Origin of the sequence: Chryseomicrobium aureum (genome assembly GCF_016909155.1) — a bacterium.
GTDB classification, from domain to species: domain Bacteria; phylum Bacillota; class Bacilli; order Bacillales_A; family Planococcaceae; genus Chryseomicrobium; species Chryseomicrobium aureum.
This window is the reverse complement of record NZ_JAFBFG010000001.1, coordinates 270,262-285,910: the sequence shown is the minus strand read 5'-3', so window position 1 is coordinate 285,910 and position 15,649 is coordinate 270,262. Positions and strand designations below refer to the sequence as shown.

The following is a 15,649-nucleotide window of genomic DNA, read 5'->3' as shown; positions in this document are numbered from 1 at the left end:
TTTGAGCAGAAGGTTTCAAAGAAAAAGAAAAGCATCCTCCTAAGAGGACGCCTGAGATTAGATTTCCATGATTTCGTTTTCTTTTTCTTTTGCAAGTTCATCTATTTTCGCAATATAGGAATCCGTTAGTTTCTGAACGTCATCTTGGAAGCTGCGAAGATCATCTTCTGTAATTTCACCGTTCTTTTCTAACTTCTTCAAATCTTCATTTCCATCACGGCGGACATTTCGGATATGAACTTTTGCTTCTTCTGCTTCTTTCTTCACCTGTTTCGCAAGGTCTTTACGACGTTCTTCCGTCAAAGCAGGTACAGCTAAACGAATCACCGAACCATCGTTCGTTGGAGAAATCCCTAAATCAGATTTCATAATTGCTTTCTCAATATCATTGATCACAGTTTTGTCGTATGGTTGGATGACTAGAAGACGAGCTTCTGGCGTAGAAATACCAGCCATTTGATTAATTGGTGTTGGTGAACCATAGTAGTCTACTGTAATTTTGTCTAGTAGAGAAGCGTTGGCACGTCCTGCACGAATTGTTGCGATTTCACGTGAAAAGGCACCTACTGACTTTTCCATTTTATCTTTCGTTTGGTCAATTACTTGCTTCGTCATTATGAATTCCTCCTTACGACAGTCCCAATTGTTTCACCGAGTGCTGCCTTTTTAATATTACCGTTTTCCATAATTGAGAATACAATAAGATCAATATCGTTGTCCATACATAGAGTAGACGCCGTTGAGTCCATTACTTGAAGCCCATTTTGAATAACTTCTAAGAACGACAGATTCTCGTATTTCACAGCAGTTGGATCTACCATTGGATCAGCAGAATATACGCCATCCACATTATTTTTTGCCATCAAGATGACATCTGCTTCGATTTCCGCTGCGCGTAGTGCAGCTGTTGTATCTGTTGAGAAGTACGGGTTGCCGGTACCTGCTGCAAAAATGACAACACGCCCTTTTTCTAAATGACGAATCGCTTTACGGCGAATGTAAGGTTCTGCTACTTGACGCATCTCGATGGATGTTTGAACACGTGATTCTACACCTGTTTTCTCAAGTGCATCTTGTAGAGCAAGTGAATTCATAACCGTTGCAAGCATCCCCATATAGTCTGCTGTTGCACGGTCCATGCCCATCTCACTGCCTACTTTTCCGCGCCAGATATTTCCGCCGCCCACGACTACAGCTACCTCGATACCTAAATCTACTACCTCTTTCACTTGTTCAGCAACAGATTTAATGATGGCTGGCGATAAACCAAACCCTTGCTCTCCTGCAAGAGCCTCTCCGCTCAGCTTTAATACGATTCGTTTATATTGTGGTGTCGTCATTTATATCCTCCCAGATTTTGTCTTGAAAAATAGGGAACACACAGGTGTGTTCCCTACTGGCCTGTTGTTATTGAATTAGTTTCCTTTAACTTGGCTCATAACTTCTTCAGCGAAGTTGTCTTCACGTTTTTCGATTCCTTCACCAACAGCGTAACGAGTGAATGATACTAACTCTCCGCCAGTAGCTTTTACGAAATCACGAACTTTTTGATCTGGGTTTTTAACGAATGATTGATCAAGTACACATACATCTTCAAAGTACTTGCCAAGGCGACCTTCTACCATTTTTGCAACGATATTTTCTGGTTTACCTTCGTTAAGAGCTTGCTCAGTTAATACTTTGCGCTCACGCTCAACTTCTTCTTCAGAAACTTCGTCACGTGAGATGTATTGTGGGTTTAGTGCAGCGATGTGCATTGCAACGTCTTTCGCTGCTGCTTCGTCAGTTGTTCCTTCAAGAAGTGCAAGAACACCAATACGTCCGCCCATGTGTAAGTATGGTCCGAAAGCATCTGTGTCTGTTTTTGTTTTGATTTCAAAACGACGAAGAGTGATTTTTTCACCAATTTTTGCTACAGCGTTAGAGATGTAGTTCTCCACTGTAGAACCGTTTTCCATTGTTGAAGCCAAAGCTTCTTCAACAGTAGCTGGCTCAGTAGCTAAAAGGTGAGCAGAAAGATCTTTAACAACCGTTTGGAAGTTTTCGTTTTTCGCAACGAAATCCGTTTCTGCATTAACTTCTACTAATACTGCTTTGTTACCTTGTACTTCGATTGCTGTAATACCTTCAGCAGCAATGCGATCTGCTTTTTTAGCTGCAGAAGAAAGACCTTTTTCACGTAAGAAATCAACAGCTGCGTCCATATCGCCGTTTGTTTCTACTAATGCTTTTTTACAGTCCATCATACCTGCGCCTGTTTTTTCACGTAATTCTTTTACCATTTGAGCTGTAACTGCCATGTTAAGTTCCTCCTAGTCAAGTTCTTAAAAAAAGGTGATAAGTGGGTTGGCCGCTTATCACCTGTTTGTGTTAAAAATTACTCAGCTGCTACTTCTTCAGTAGATTCAGCAAGTTCTTCACCTTGTTTTGCTTCAAGTAAAGCGTCTGCCATTTTACCAGTTAGAAGTTTTACAGCACGGATTGCATCGTCGTTAGCTGGGATTACGTAATCAATTTCATCTGGATCACAGTTTGTATCAACGATACCTACGATTGGGATGTGTAATTTGATTGCTTCAGCAACAGCGATACGCTCTTTGCGTGGGTCTACAACAAACATAACGTCTGGTAGAGATTTCATATCACGAACTCCGCCTAAGAATTTCACTAAGCGCTCGTGTTCTTTTTTAAGTTGAACTACTTCTTTTTTAGGAAGTACAGCAAAAGTACCGTCTTCTTCCATTTTTTCGATTTGCTTCATACGAGCAACACGTTTTTGGATAGTGCCGAAGTTTGTAAGTGTTCCACCTAACCAACGTTGGTTGATGTAGTAGTTACCTGAACGTTCTGCTTCTTCCTTGATTGCTTCTTGTGCTTGCTTTTTCGTACCAACGAATAGGACTTTACCGCCTTCTTCGCCAACTTGACGCATGTAAGCATAAGCTTCTTCTAATTTTTTCACCGTTTTTTGAAGATCGATGATGTAGATGCCGTTACGCTCAACGAAGATGTATTTCTTCATTTTCGGGTTCCAGCGGCGAGTTTGGTGACCAAAGTGTACACCAGCCTCAAGTAGTTGTTTCATAGAGATTACTGACATGATATTTCCTCCTATTGGTTTAAACTTCCGCCATTCTTCCTGTGACCAAACGACCCGTAGGCACCTGCTTGGCCATCTGAATAGCGTGTATAATCATACCGTCTTATAATGTACCATACATTGGACAAGTTGACAACAAAAAAACCTAGTTTTTAAATCAAATCCAACCAGTATAATGGCATTTTAGTTTAGTCGAACATTTAATCGCGATTGGCGGATAGTACAGTTCAGAGTAAATACTAAGTTGTTGAGTGGAATGGAGGGGTTGACTCCGGAGGGATTAAAAGCGGAACGTGAGACCCCACAACTTTTAGATGTGGAGAACGCCACTCTAGAAACTCCGAGGAAATCCAGCGTGCCCGTGAAGGCGTTCTTCAGCCTTTGCGGGTGCGATGGATTCCACAGCGTGTTTCTGGCGTTTGCAACTCGATTTCACCATATTAAAGACGACGCGCCCTCGGAAAGCAACCCCGCAATGGAACTCAACATTCAGACTCAATTTAGTAATCCTCATAAAAAAACTCCCTCCAGCTATGGAGAGAGTAGAAACGTTAAAATTATAGTTTCATGTTTTCAAGTTCTTCTAAGAACTTGTTGTTAAGAACCTTGATATATGTTCCCTTCATACCCAAAGAACGTGATTCGATAACACCAGCAGACTCCAATTTACGCAGTGCGTTTACAATAACAGAACGTGTGATTCCAACGCGGTCTGCAATTTTTGAAGCTACTAATAGACCTTCATTACCATTCAACTCTTCGAAAATGTGCTCGATTGCTTCAAGCTCACTGTAAGATAGTGAATTGATTGCCATTTGCACAACTGCTTTGCTGCGTGCTTCAAGTTCAATCTCTTCTGATTTCTCACGAAGAATTTCCATACCTACAACTGTAGCACCGTATTCAGCAAGGATTAAATCATCATCGCCGAATGCTTGTTTGATACGCGCTAAGATTAAAGTACCTAGACGCTCACCGCCACCGTTGATTGGCACGATTGTAGTCAGACCTTCTTTGAATAAATCTTTATTTTCGACCGGGAACGCAGTAAACTCGCTCTCTACGTCCAAGTTTGAAGATGTTTCAGTAATTTTGAATAAGTTTTTAGTATACACTTCTGGGAACTGACGATCTTCTAACATACGAATCATACGATCGTTGTCGATTTGTTGATTGATATCAAACCCTAAAAGTTTCCCTTTACGGCTTACGATAAATACGTTACACTCAATTACTTGTGATAACGACTCAGCCATTTCTTTAAAGTTTACTTGTTGCCCAGCAGACGCTTGGAGCATCGAATTGATCTTACGTGTTTTTTCTAATAGATTCATTATGAACCTCCATTTTAAATTTTTTCTATTTATAAAATATTCTAAAGCTTTTTAATTGTTTTTAAAACAAAAAAGTTTCATTTATAAGATAAATTGTGACAAATCTTTGTTTTTTACGATATTTTTGAGCTTACTGTCCACAAATGCCGGTGTAATGTCTATGTGGGCAGGAGAAATGTCTGATGCCTCATAGGATAAATCTTCCATTACCTTCTCAAGCAGTGTATGCAAGCGGCGCGCCCCAATGTTGTCTGTCTCCTGATTCACTTCAAATGCAAGTTCACCAATCCGCTCAATCGCCTCATCCGTAAACTCTATTTCGATACCTTCTGTAGCAAGTAACGCAACATACTGCTGAATCAAAGAATGATTCGGCTCTTTTAAAATTCGAACGAAATCGTCTTTCGTTAACTTTTCGAGTTCAACCCGAATCGGGAAACGTCCTTGCAGTTCAGGAATCAAGTCGGACGGTTTTGCCATATGGAACGCACCTGCTGCGATAAACAAGATATAATCTGTTTTGACAGCTCCATATTTTGTGGCAATTGTTGAACCTTCGACGATTGGTAAGATGTCACGCTGCACACCTTCGCGCGAAACATCTGCACCTTGTCCAGATTTTGCAGCGATTTTATCAAACTCATCAATGAAGATGATGCCATCTTGTTCAGCTTTTTCAATAGCAGCTTGATTCACTTCATCGGTATCTAATAGCTTGCTGGCTTCTTCAAGAATCAATACACGTCTTGCATCTTTTACCTTCATTTTGCGTTTTTTCTTCTTTTTCGGCATGAAGTTTGAAAGCATGTCTTGCATTTGTGCTCCTTGCCCTTGATCCGCACCTGGCATCATATCGAATAGGGACGGTGTAGCTTCTGTTACACTAACAGTCACTTCTTCTTCCTCTAAAAGTCCGGCTTTTAACTTTTCAGCAATTTCACTACGTTTCAATCGTACGGATGAATCTTCCTCTTCTTCTTGCTCAACACGACCACCAAGCAATGCTTCGAAAGGATTCGACGGATTGGATTTCTTTTTTAATGAAGGCACTAAATATTTTACAAGTTGTTCTTCTGCTAAGCGCTCTGCTTGCGGACGAACTTGCTCAGTTTTTTCATCTTTTACAAGTCGAATAGACGCTTCTACTAAGTCTCGCACCATTGACTCCACGTCTCTACCCACATAGCCGACCTCTGTAAACTTGGTTGCTTCTACTTTAATAAAAGGTGCACGCGTCAATTTTGCAATTCGTCTTGCAATTTCTGTCTTCCCAACACCCGTCGGACCAATCATCAACATGTTTTTCGGTACAACTTCTTGTTGTAATTCTTCACTCAAGAGTTTCCGGCGATAGCGATTGCGCAAGGCAATAGATATTGCTTTTTTCGCTTCGTCCTGACCTATAATGTAGCGGTCTAAATAGGCTTTTGTTTGTTTAGGCGTTGTCTCTTTCGTCATGATCGATCGCCTCCAAAATAATATTGTGGTTCGTAAATACACAGATATCTGCTGCAGTTTCAAGAGCAGCATGTGCAATTTCTTTTGCAGTTAGGGCGTCACCGCTGAACTTCTTCAAAGCACGACCAGCTGCAAGCGCATAGTTTCCACCAGAGCCAATCGCTAAGATCCCATCATCTGGTTCGATCACTTCACCCGTACCTGATACAAGTAAGAGTGTATCTTTGTTCATTACGAGTAGCATCGCTTCTAATTGACGCAACATCTTATCTCCGCGCCATTCTTTTGCAAGCTCGACTGCGGCACGCTGAAGATTGCCGTTGTACATCTCAAGTTTCGCTTCAAATTTCTCAAAAAGTGTAAACGCATCTGCAACTGACCCTGCAAATCCGGCTACGACTTGCCCATTGAATAAGCGGCGTACTTTTTTTGCTGTATGCTTCATTACGACTTGATTTCCAAGTGTGACTTGCCCGTCCCCTGACATTGCCGACTGCCCTTTATGCTGTATCGCAAATATTGTAGTTGCATGAATTGTCATTCCGTGTGCCTCCTATGCGCGTGGATGCGAATTTTTATAAGTTGTAAGTAAATGATCTTTTGTTACATGGGTATAGATTTGTGTAGAGCTTAAGCTGCTGTGGCCGAGTAGTTCCTGAACAGTCCGCATGTCCGCTCCGTTATTTAACAAATGTGTTGCAAATGTGTGGCGTATCATGTGCGGATAAATCGACTTAGTTAACGTGCTCTTTTTCACAATTTCCTGAAGAATGTAGCGAACACCCATGTCCGTAAGTGGTTCGCCGCGATTATTCACAAATAGTTTATCGTGTTGCGTGTTCTTCATTAACCGAGGACGCGCTACTTCTAAATAAGTTTCAAGTGCACTTACTGCAAAGCTTCCAATGGGGATGTAGCGCTCTTTACGACCCTTTCCCATTACCCGGACGATTCCATACGGTAAATCAACCGCTGAAACTTCAAGTTCCGTCAGTTCACTAACACGCATGCCCGTTGCATACAACAGTTCAAGTAATGCTATGTTGCGAATATTAAGAGGTTTCTCCCCTTGTGCGGCTGTAAACAATGCTTCTAGCTCTTCCTCATAAAAGAACTGAGGAAGTTTTTTTTGTTGTTTTGGGTGGAACAGCGCTTGGAACGCATCTGAATTCACGTCTCGTTCTTTCGAAAGATACGTAAAAAATGTCCGGATGGCTGAAATTTTGCGTGAAATCGATGTACGTGCAAGTTTCGCATTATAAAGTTTTGTCACATACAGACGTGCATGCAAATATTCTACTTCTTCAAAGGATGTAATTGCTTCTTCATTCAAAAAAGTGATGAACTGATTAATATCATTTTCGTATTCTTTTACAGTATGCGGAGAATAGTTCTTATCAAGTTGAATAAATTCAATAAAATCACGTACTTCTGGACGTTCCATTGGTCATCCTCCTCCACGTAAAAACCCCTAAGATTATATCAATCTGTAGGGGCAACTTCAATTAAAGTGAATTAGTCTTCACAAAATTTTGAATTGTTGTAAGTGCTCGGTCAGCCAATTTTTCAGCTTTAACCTTCTTATCACGGATACGTTCAGGTAAGTTCGGGAACAAACCAAAGTTAATGTTCATTGGTTGGAAGTTCTTCGAATCTGCTTCCGTGATATACCGTGCCATACTGCCAAGCGCTGTTTCAGATGGGAATACAACTAACTCTTCACCTTGCACTAAACGCGCTGCATTGATTCCAGCTAATAAGCCACTTCCCGCAGACTCTACATATCCTTCGACACCTGTCATTTGACCTGCGAAGAAAATGTTGCGGTTAGCTTTCAACTGGTAAGTTGGCTCAAGTACTGTTGGTGAATTAATAAACGTGTTTCGGTGCATCACACCGTAACGCACGATTTCAACATTTTCAAGTCCAGGAATCAGTTGAAGGACTTCCTTTTGAGGTCCCCATTTCAAATGTGTCTGGAATCCAACAATGTTATAAAGCGTTCCAGCCGCATCATCTTGACGAAGTTGAACGACTGCAAACGGACGCTTACCCGTTTTCGGATCTTCAAGACCCACTGGCTTCATCGGTCCGAATAATAAAGTTTTACGTCCACGAGATGCCATCACTTCAACAGGCATACATCCTTCAAAATAAATCTCTTTTTCGAATTCTTTAAGAGGCACGACTTCTGCCTCTACTAAAGCATCATAGAAACGGTCGAATTCTTCTTCTGTCATTGGACAGTTCAAATACGCTGCTTCGCCTTTATCATAACGAGACTTCAGGTAGACTTTGTCCATATCGATACTGTCTTTTTCAACGATTGGCGCTGCTGCATCGTAAAAGTAAAGATAGTCTTGTCCAGTCAGCTCTTTCACTTTTTCTGCAAGTGCAGGCGACGTAAGAGGTCCCGTTGCAATAATAGTGATACCTTCTGGAATATCTGTCACTTCTTCGTTAACGATTTCAATATTTGGATGGTTACGAATCGTCTCTGTAACGCGTCCAGCAAAATCGTGACGATCGACCGCAAGTGCTCCACCTGCAGGCACTGCACTGTTATCTGCTGAATGAATAATTAATGAATCGAGCATACGCATCTCTTCTTTAATCACACCGACAGCATTCGTCAAATTATTGGCACGCAAAGAATTGGAACAAACTAACTCTGCAAATTTATCTGTATGGTGAGCAGGTGTTTGCTTCACAGGTCGCATTTCATAAAGTTTCACTTGAATACCGCGTTTTGCTAACTGCCAAGCCGCCTCGCTCCCTGCGAGGCCGGCTCCGATTACGTTTACTGTTTGAGTCATGAGGTAAATGCCTTCTTTCTAACTTTGTACTTCTTCTTTGTAATCACAAGATACACATTGAATTTGAACGCCTTTTTTCAGCTTCTTCTCAACAAGCATCTCTTCACACTTCGGACATGGACGATTGATTGGCTTGTCCCAAGAGACGAAGTCACATTCCGGGAACTGATCACATCCGTAGAAGATTCGCTTCGTTTTACTTTTACGCTCTAGAAGTTGACCTTTTTGACACTTCGGACAAGGTACGCCAATTTCTTTTACAATTGCTTTCGTGTTACGGCAGTCTGGGAAGTTGCTGCACGCCATGAATTTCCCGTAGCGTCCCAGTTTATAAACCATAGGAGATCCACATTTTTCACAGTCTTCGCCAGTCGGCTCATCTTTGATTTCAATCTTTTCCATCTCTTCATCTGCGTGCTTGACATGTTTTTCAAATCCACCGTAGAAACGGTCGATGAGTTTGATCCATTCGATCTGACCTTCTTCAATCAAGTCCAGATCTTTCTCCATTTGTGCTGTGAACTCGATATTGATGATATCTGGGAAGAATTCCGTCATTAATTCATGCACGATTGTTCCAAGTTCTGTTGGCACAAAACGTTTCGTTTCAAGTTGTACATACCCACGTTTTTGAATCGTATCTAAAGTTGGTGCGTAAGTCGACGGACGACCTATTCCAAGTTCTTCAAGCGTTTTCACAAGACGCGCTTCCGTATAACGTGGTGGTGGCTGTGTAAAGTGCTGCTTCGGATCGATCAGCGCTGCCTTTACTTTTTCACCCTCTGTAAGTTCTGGCAGAAGTTTATCTTTGTCATCAATTTGATCGTCCGATCCTTCAACATACACTTTCATGAATCCAGCAAACTTGACTTGAGAGCCGTTTGCTCGGAATAGTACGTTTTGATTCACAAGGTCAACAGCAACTGTATCTAAAACAGCTGATGCCATCTGACTTGCAATAAAACGTTCCCAAATCAATTTATAGAGGCGATATTGATCACGCGATAATAGAGATTTGACTTCATCCGGCGTACGAAGGGCACTTGTCGGACGAATCGCTTCATGTGCATCTTGTGTTTTTTTAGTTGATTTGGCAGCTTGGGCAGTCGATAAAAACTCTTTCCCATACTTGCCTTCAATGTAACCTGTTGCTTCTGCTTTTGCACTATCCGAGATACGAGTTGAATCTGTACGCATATACGTAATGAGACCTACAGTACCTTGTTTTTTACCTAAGTCGATTCCTTCGTACAACTGTTGTGCAAGTATCATGGTTTTTCGAGCACGGAAGTTCAATTTACGTGCTGCTTCCTGTTGTAGAGACGATGTTGTAAAGGATGGAGATGGGTTGCGTTTACGTTCTTTCTTGACAACTTTGTCCACTGTAAACTGCTTGCCCTTCATTGATTTTAAGACAGCATCTACATCTTCTTGCGAGGTCAATTTTTTCTTTTCGGATTTATCTCCGTAATAGACAGCTTCAAAACGACTTTTTCCTTTTTCAAACTCTGCCTCAATTGACCAATATTCTTCTGGAATAAATGCCTTGATTTCATTTTCACGGTCGATGATCAACCGCAATGCTACAGATTGAACCCGCCCTGCAGACAATCCTTTTTTGACTTTCTTCCATAGAATTGGGCTAATATTGTACCCAACTAATCGATCGAGTACACGGCGTGCTTGTTGTGCATCGACTAGATCACGATTTAGCGGTCTAGGATGTTTGAACGACTCTATGACCGCATCTTTTGTAATTTCATTAAATACCACACGACAATCTGAATCTGCATCGATGGATAATGCATTTGCTAAATGCCACGCAATTGCCTCTCCCTCTCTGTCGGGGTCAGCTGCGAGATAGACTTTTTTAGCTTTTTTAGCTGCTGTTTTCAGTTCTTGTAAGATGGGACCTTTCCCGCGAATGGTAATATACTTCGGTTGATAGTTATTTTCTACATCGACTCCCATTTGACTACGGGGTAAATCAATAACGTGGCCAACTGAAGCTTTTACTTTGTATTTCTTCCCCAAATATTTTTCAATTGTTTTAGCTTTTGCTGGGGACTCTACGATTACTAGATAATCTGACATAATTGGCCTCCTTTAAATAGAAGGTAATCCGCTTCACGATAAAAACAAATACCTGATGCAAAATGTATAACAGTTTTAAAGCGATTGCAAGGTTTTTCATTTCAAAGCTATTGAACGTGGCAAGATTTGCTCTGAAAAATCTTCGCTAGAATGGACAAGTGTTGCCCCTTGTTGGACCAAGCTATGAGGGCCAGAACTGAGAGTAGAAAATATGGAACCAGGAACTGTATACACCTCTTTTCCAAGATCTAAAGCAAAGTCAACAGTTGACATCGTTCCACTTTTCAACTCTGCTTCAGTTATAAAAATCCCTTTAGAAAGTGCACTAATGACGCGGTTCCTTGCAATAAATTGATGGGGTTGAGGCGGTGTGTTCGGAGGGTATTCCGTGACAAGCAAATGATTTTTTGCTAGTTCTGAAAATAAAGCTATGTTTTGTTTCGGATAAGGATAGTGAAATCCTGACCCGAGTACAGCTACAGTATTCACACCATGTTCTATTGCAATTTTGTGCGCATGCGTATCCGCTCCAATTGCCAGTCCACTGCAAATGGTTAAATCGGCCGCTTTAAACTGTGGCATAAAGTAGTCGATGATATCGTGTGTATACGAAGTTGCTTTGCGAGAACCGATGATGGCAAGCATGGAATTCGTAAGGAGTTGTTTATTCCCTCTTAAATAAAGCACAGCTGGTGGGTCGTGAAGCTCTTTTAAAAGTGGAGGGTAGTCCGGGTCAAGATAAGTAACTACCGCTACGTCAGACGCCGCATAATAGCTTTCAAATGGAAACAAACTGGCTGTCCTATAGTTTTCTTTAACTATTGTGGGTAGATGATCCTGCAGATTATTAGCAAGAAAAGTAGAAATTTGGTTGAAACGGGGCCAAGGCCAAGGAATCAGACTATGGAGGGCGAGAAGTTTTTGGCGGTCGTTCACATATCACCTCGAGGTTAGATTTGGGGATAAAAAAAGATACGGCGTGTGCCGTATCTCTAATATTAGTGTGTTTTACACGCGTCGTAAAGACCCGCTTCTTTAATTGCTTCAATTAAAGTTTCACCGATTACAGATGGAGTTGCTGCAACTTTCATACCAGCATCTTTCATAGCGCTGATTTTGCCTTCTGCAGTTCCTTGTCCACCTGAGATGATAGCTCCAGCGTGACCCATACGTTTTCCTGGAGGTGCAGTTTGCCCACCAATGAATCCGACTACAGGTTTTTTCATGTTCGCTTTGATCCACTCAGCCGCTTCTTCTTCTGCTGTTCCGCCGATCTCACCGATCATTACCACTGCATACGTATCTTCATCTTCGTTGAATGCTTTCAGAACATCGATAAAGTTTGTCCCGTTTACAGGGTCTCCACCGATACCGACAGCAGTCGTTTGACCAATGCCTTCTTGTGTTAACTGGTGAACAGCTTCATACGTAAGTGTACCAGAGCGTGAAACAACTCCGACGTGACCTTTTGTATGGATGTAACCAGGCATGATTCCAATTTTACATTCGTCAGCTGTGATGACACCAGGGCAGTTAGGACCGACCAAGCGTGTCTTTTTACCTTCCATGTAACGTCGCACATTGACCATGTCAAGAACTGGAATATGCTCAGTGATACAAATTGCCATATCAAGCTCAGCATCAACCGCTTCTAAAATTGCATCAGCCGCAAATGGTGCAGGTACATAAATAACAGAAACATTAGCGCCTGTAGCTTTTACAGCTTCTTCAACTGTGTTAAATACTGGCACGCCTTCAACTTCCGTACCGCCTTTACCAGGTGTAACACCTGCAACGATTTTCGTACCGTACTCAATCATTTGTTTTGTATGGAAAAGAGCAGTTGAGCCCGTGATTCCTTGAACGAGTACTTTCGTATCTTTATTAATATATACGCTCATTTTATCTCCCTGCCTTTCTTATCCTACAAGTTTCACGATTTTTTGTGCGCCGTCAGCCATAGAATCAGCTGCGATGATGTTAAGACCTGATTCGTTCAACATTTTCTTACCAAGGTCTACGTTTGTACCTTCAAGACGAACAACAAGTGGTACTTGTAGTCCAACTTCTTTTGCTGCGATAATAACACCTTCAGCAATAACGTCACACTTCATGATTCCGCCAAAGATATTAACAAAAATACCTTTTACGTTTTTATCAGAAAGAATGATTTTGAATGCTTCTGTTACTTTCTCAGCTGTCGCACCGCCCCCAACGTCCAGGAAGTTAGCGGGTGATCCGCCGTAATAGCTGATCGTATCCATTGTTGCCATAGCAAGTCCGGCACCGTTAACCATACATCCGATGTTTCCATCTAATGAGATGTAGCTAAGGTCATATTTAGAAGCTTCGATTTCTTTTGCATCTTCTTCATCATAGTCACGCATTTCCATAATTTCTGGATGACGGTACAATGCATTCGCATCAAAGTTGAATTTTGCATCAAGCGCGATAACTTGATCGTCACCTGTCACAACAAGTGGGTTGATCTCAACGATTGCAGCATCTTTTTCAACATATACTTTGTAAAGACCCAACATGAATTTTACAGCTTTGTTGACAAGCTTAGCAGGAATGTTCATGTTGAACGCCATGCGACGCGCTTGGAAGCCTGTAAGACCAACAACTGGATCGATTTCTTCGTAGAACAAACGCTCAGGCGTGTTTGCTGCTACTTCCTCGATATCCATACCGCCTTCTTCAGAACCCATAAGCGTTACACGAGAAGTTGCACGATCTAATACAAGTCCGATGTAATATTCTTTTTGAATATCGCTACCTTCTTCGATATAAATGCGTTTTACTTCTTTACCTTCAGGACCTGTTTGGTGCGTTACAAGAACTTTACCGATCAGTTCTTTCGCGTATTCACGTACTTCGTCAAGATTTTTTGCAATCTTAACGCCGCCTGCTTTACCGCGACCACCTGCGTGAATTTGAGCTTTGACAACTGTTACTGCTGCGCCTAATTCTTTCGCTGCTTTAACTGCTTCTTCTGGTGAGAAAGCAACGATTCCGTTTGGCACTGCAACTCCATATTGACGTAGCAATTGTTTTCCCTGGTATTCATGGATATTCATTGTGCGTCCTCCAATCGAACTATTGAGTTTACTACCTCCCCCATTGTATAAAACCTGTCACAATATGTCCATAAAAGTCTGAAACTGCGAATTTTCAATCTTCTCTCATAAATTGAACGAGTGTTTTGATTGGCTCAAACGAGTGACGATGTTCAGGACAAATCCCATACGTATCGATTGCTTGAAGGTGAACAGCTGTGCCATACCCAGAATGCTTGTCAAACCCGTACTGTGGATAGTCTAGTGCAAGTTGATCCATATACGCATCACGCGTTGTTTTAGCAAGAATTGAGGCTGCTGCAATCGACAAACTACGCGCATCTCCTTTAATCAAATCGTAGCATGGCTGCTCAATCGGAAGTGGCATTGCATCTGACAGGACGATGTCAGGTTTTACTTGTAACCCTCCGATTGATGCCAACATGGACTGACGAGTTGCCTCATAAATATTCAATCGGTCGATCTCTTGTCGCGGTTGGATATGAACAGCGTAGCTTACAGCATGCTCTTTAATTAACTCGGCAAGCGCTTCTCGTATTTTTTTTTTGAGCTGCTTTGAATCGTTGACATCGACGAGTGCCTCAGTGTTTTTTGGCAAAATGACTGCTGCTGTTACTACTGGCCCTGCAAGTGGTCCTCTCCCGGCTTCGTCGACTCCAGCAACGAGTCCTTCTCCAAACGTTGAATCAAATTCATGACGAGCTTTATAGTCTGACCATTTTTGTTGTTCTTTCTGTACTTTCCGGTCGAATGATGCCAGTAGTTTTTTTACACCTGTGCGTTCATCTGACCGAAGTGCTGTGATCCATTCCTCTTCACTGGTTGCAGCTACTAGCTTTTCTTTAATTAGTTTTAGTGATTCCAACTAGACTCCTCCTACATAAAAAACCCTTTGGAACTATTCCAAAGGGGCTTCGTCTTCTACAAAATCAAATGTCAAGCGACCAAGATGCTCATTTCGGACATCTCGAACGATAAGTTCTGCAACAGCGTCATAATCCACTTCTCCACCTGTTGCGTATACCTTACGTAGTTGACCGATATGATTAAACACTTGTTCTAAGTCGTCTCCCACTGTTTCAAGTTGAAAACGTTCTTGTAAACGTTCTGGGTAATGCGCTTCTAAAAATCGAAGGGCATATACGGCTAAGTCTTCCATACGAAGAACTGCATCTTTGATAGCGCCTGACAAAGCGAGTTTAAAGCCGATTTGCTGGTCTTCAAACTTTGGCCAAAGAATCCCAGGTGTATCTAGAAGCTCTAGTTCTTTTGCGATTTTGATCCATTGTTGCGACTTTGTAACACCTGGTGTATTTCCTGTTCGGGCGATATTCTTTTTCGCAAACCGGTTAATCAATGTTGACTTCCCAACGTTTGGAATCCCTAAAATCATCGCACGAATCGCGCGTGGTTTCATTCCACGAGACTTCATGCGGTCAAACTTTGGTTTCAAAAGTACACGTGTTTCTTTTAAAACTTTTTCAAGATCTTTTCCCTCAAATGAATTGATGGCAACAGCTTGTATACCTTGAGTAGCGTAGTATTCGATCCATTTAGCTGTCTCGCGCTCATCCGCCATATCAGCTTTCGTTAAAATCATCAATTTTGTCTTTTGATGAACAATTTGCTCGAGCATTGGATTACGTGAAGAAACTGGTAGACGTGCATCTACCAGTTCGAAAACGATGTCCACAAGCTTTAAGTTTTCTGTTACTTCCCGGCGTGCTTTTGCCATATGTCCCGGGAACCATTGAATCGTCATTGTGA

General features: G+C 41.8%; 15 protein-coding genes. All 15 read right to left on the bottom strand.

Going from position 1 to position 15,649, the window contains the following annotated elements:
- Nucleotides 1-57 precede the first annotated feature (57 nt).
- The 15 genes from frr to ylqF all read right to left on the bottom strand — a co-directional run bounded on the left by frr (nt 58) and on the right by ylqF (nt 15,644).
- Complete coding sequence (frr, locus tag JOD03_RS01510; RefSeq protein ID WP_204589050.1) at nt 58-615, bottom strand: ribosome recycling factor; 558 nt, start codon at nt 613-615, stop codon at nt 58-60.
- Nucleotides 615-1,340: a UMP kinase gene (pyrH, locus tag JOD03_RS01505; RefSeq protein ID WP_204589049.1), complete on the bottom strand. Its 726-nt coding sequence runs from the start codon at nt 1,338-1,340 to the stop codon at nt 615-617. Before pyrH ends, frr begins: the two co-directional genes overlap by 1 nt.
- 75 nt (nt 1,341-1,415) lie before the next feature.
- Nucleotides 1,416-2,300, bottom strand: coding sequence for a translation elongation factor Ts (gene tsf / locus JOD03_RS01500; RefSeq protein ID WP_204589048.1), 885 nt, complete (start codon nt 2,298-2,300; stop codon nt 1,416-1,418).
- A gap of 77 nt (nt 2,301-2,377) precedes the next feature.
- A complete protein-coding gene (gene rpsB / locus JOD03_RS01495; protein WP_204589047.1) occupies nt 2,378-3,100 on the bottom strand; it encodes a 30S ribosomal protein S2 in 723 nt (240 codons plus the stop codon).
- 557 nt (nt 3,101-3,657) lie between these two features.
- The gene (codY, locus tag JOD03_RS01490) at nt 3,658-4,434 is read right to left on the bottom strand and encodes a GTP-sensing pleiotropic transcriptional regulator CodY (RefSeq protein ID WP_204589046.1); all 777 of its coding nucleotides are present in this window, start codon (nt 4,432-4,434) and stop codon (nt 3,658-3,660) included.
- 81 nt (nt 4,435-4,515) lie between these two features.
- Complete coding sequence (gene hslU, locus JOD03_RS01485) at nt 4,516-5,892, bottom strand: ATP-dependent protease ATPase subunit HslU (RefSeq protein WP_204589045.1); 1,377 nt, start codon at nt 5,890-5,892, stop codon at nt 4,516-4,518.
- The gene (gene hslV, locus JOD03_RS01480) at nt 5,870-6,433 is read right to left on the bottom strand and encodes an ATP-dependent protease subunit HslV (RefSeq protein WP_204589044.1); all 564 of its coding nucleotides are present in this window, start codon (nt 6,431-6,433) and stop codon (nt 5,870-5,872) included. Before hslV ends, hslU begins: the two co-directional genes overlap by 23 nt.
- 12 nt (nt 6,434-6,445) lie before the next feature.
- A complete protein-coding gene (gene xerC / locus JOD03_RS01475) occupies nt 6,446-7,336 on the bottom strand; it encodes a tyrosine recombinase XerC (RefSeq protein ID WP_204589043.1) in 891 nt (296 codons plus the stop codon).
- Nucleotides 7,337-7,397: 61 nt separating this feature from the next.
- Nucleotides 7,398-8,708, bottom strand: a complete 1,311-nt coding sequence (gene trmFO / locus JOD03_RS01470) for an FADH(2)-oxidizing methylenetetrahydrofolate--tRNA-(uracil(54)-C(5))-methyltransferase TrmFO (RefSeq protein WP_204589042.1) — start codon at nt 8,706-8,708, stop codon at nt 7,398-7,400.
- Between the two features lie 18 nt (nt 8,709-8,726).
- Entirely contained in the window at nt 8,727-10,802 is a 2,076-nt protein-coding gene (gene topA / locus JOD03_RS01465) for a type I DNA topoisomerase (RefSeq protein WP_204589041.1), read from the bottom strand.
- Nucleotides 10,803-10,898: 96 nt separating this feature from the next.
- Complete coding sequence (gene dprA, locus JOD03_RS01460; RefSeq protein WP_204589040.1) at nt 10,899-11,594, bottom strand: DNA-processing protein DprA; 696 nt, start codon at nt 11,592-11,594, stop codon at nt 10,899-10,901.
- A gap of 206 nt (nt 11,595-11,800) precedes the next feature.
- Nucleotides 11,801-12,703, bottom strand: coding sequence for a succinate--CoA ligase subunit alpha (gene sucD / locus JOD03_RS01455; protein WP_204589039.1), 903 nt, complete (start codon nt 12,701-12,703; stop codon nt 11,801-11,803).
- A gap of 18 nt (nt 12,704-12,721) precedes the next feature.
- Nucleotides 12,722-13,882 carry an ADP-forming succinate--CoA ligase subunit beta gene (gene sucC, locus JOD03_RS01450; protein WP_204589038.1) on the bottom strand — a complete coding sequence of 387 codons (1,161 nt, stop codon included), beginning with the start codon at nt 13,880-13,882 and terminating at the stop codon, nt 12,722-12,724.
- A gap of 94 nt (nt 13,883-13,976) precedes the next feature.
- The gene (locus JOD03_RS01445; RefSeq protein ID WP_204589037.1) at nt 13,977-14,747 is read right to left on the bottom strand and encodes a ribonuclease HII; all 771 of its coding nucleotides are present in this window, start codon (nt 14,745-14,747) and stop codon (nt 13,977-13,979) included.
- 33 nt (nt 14,748-14,780) lie between these two features.
- Nucleotides 14,781-15,644: a ribosome biogenesis GTPase YlqF gene (gene ylqF, locus JOD03_RS01440; RefSeq protein ID WP_204589036.1), complete on the bottom strand. Its 864-nt coding sequence runs from the start codon at nt 15,642-15,644 to the stop codon at nt 14,781-14,783.
- Nucleotides 15,645-15,649: the final 5 nt, after the last annotated feature.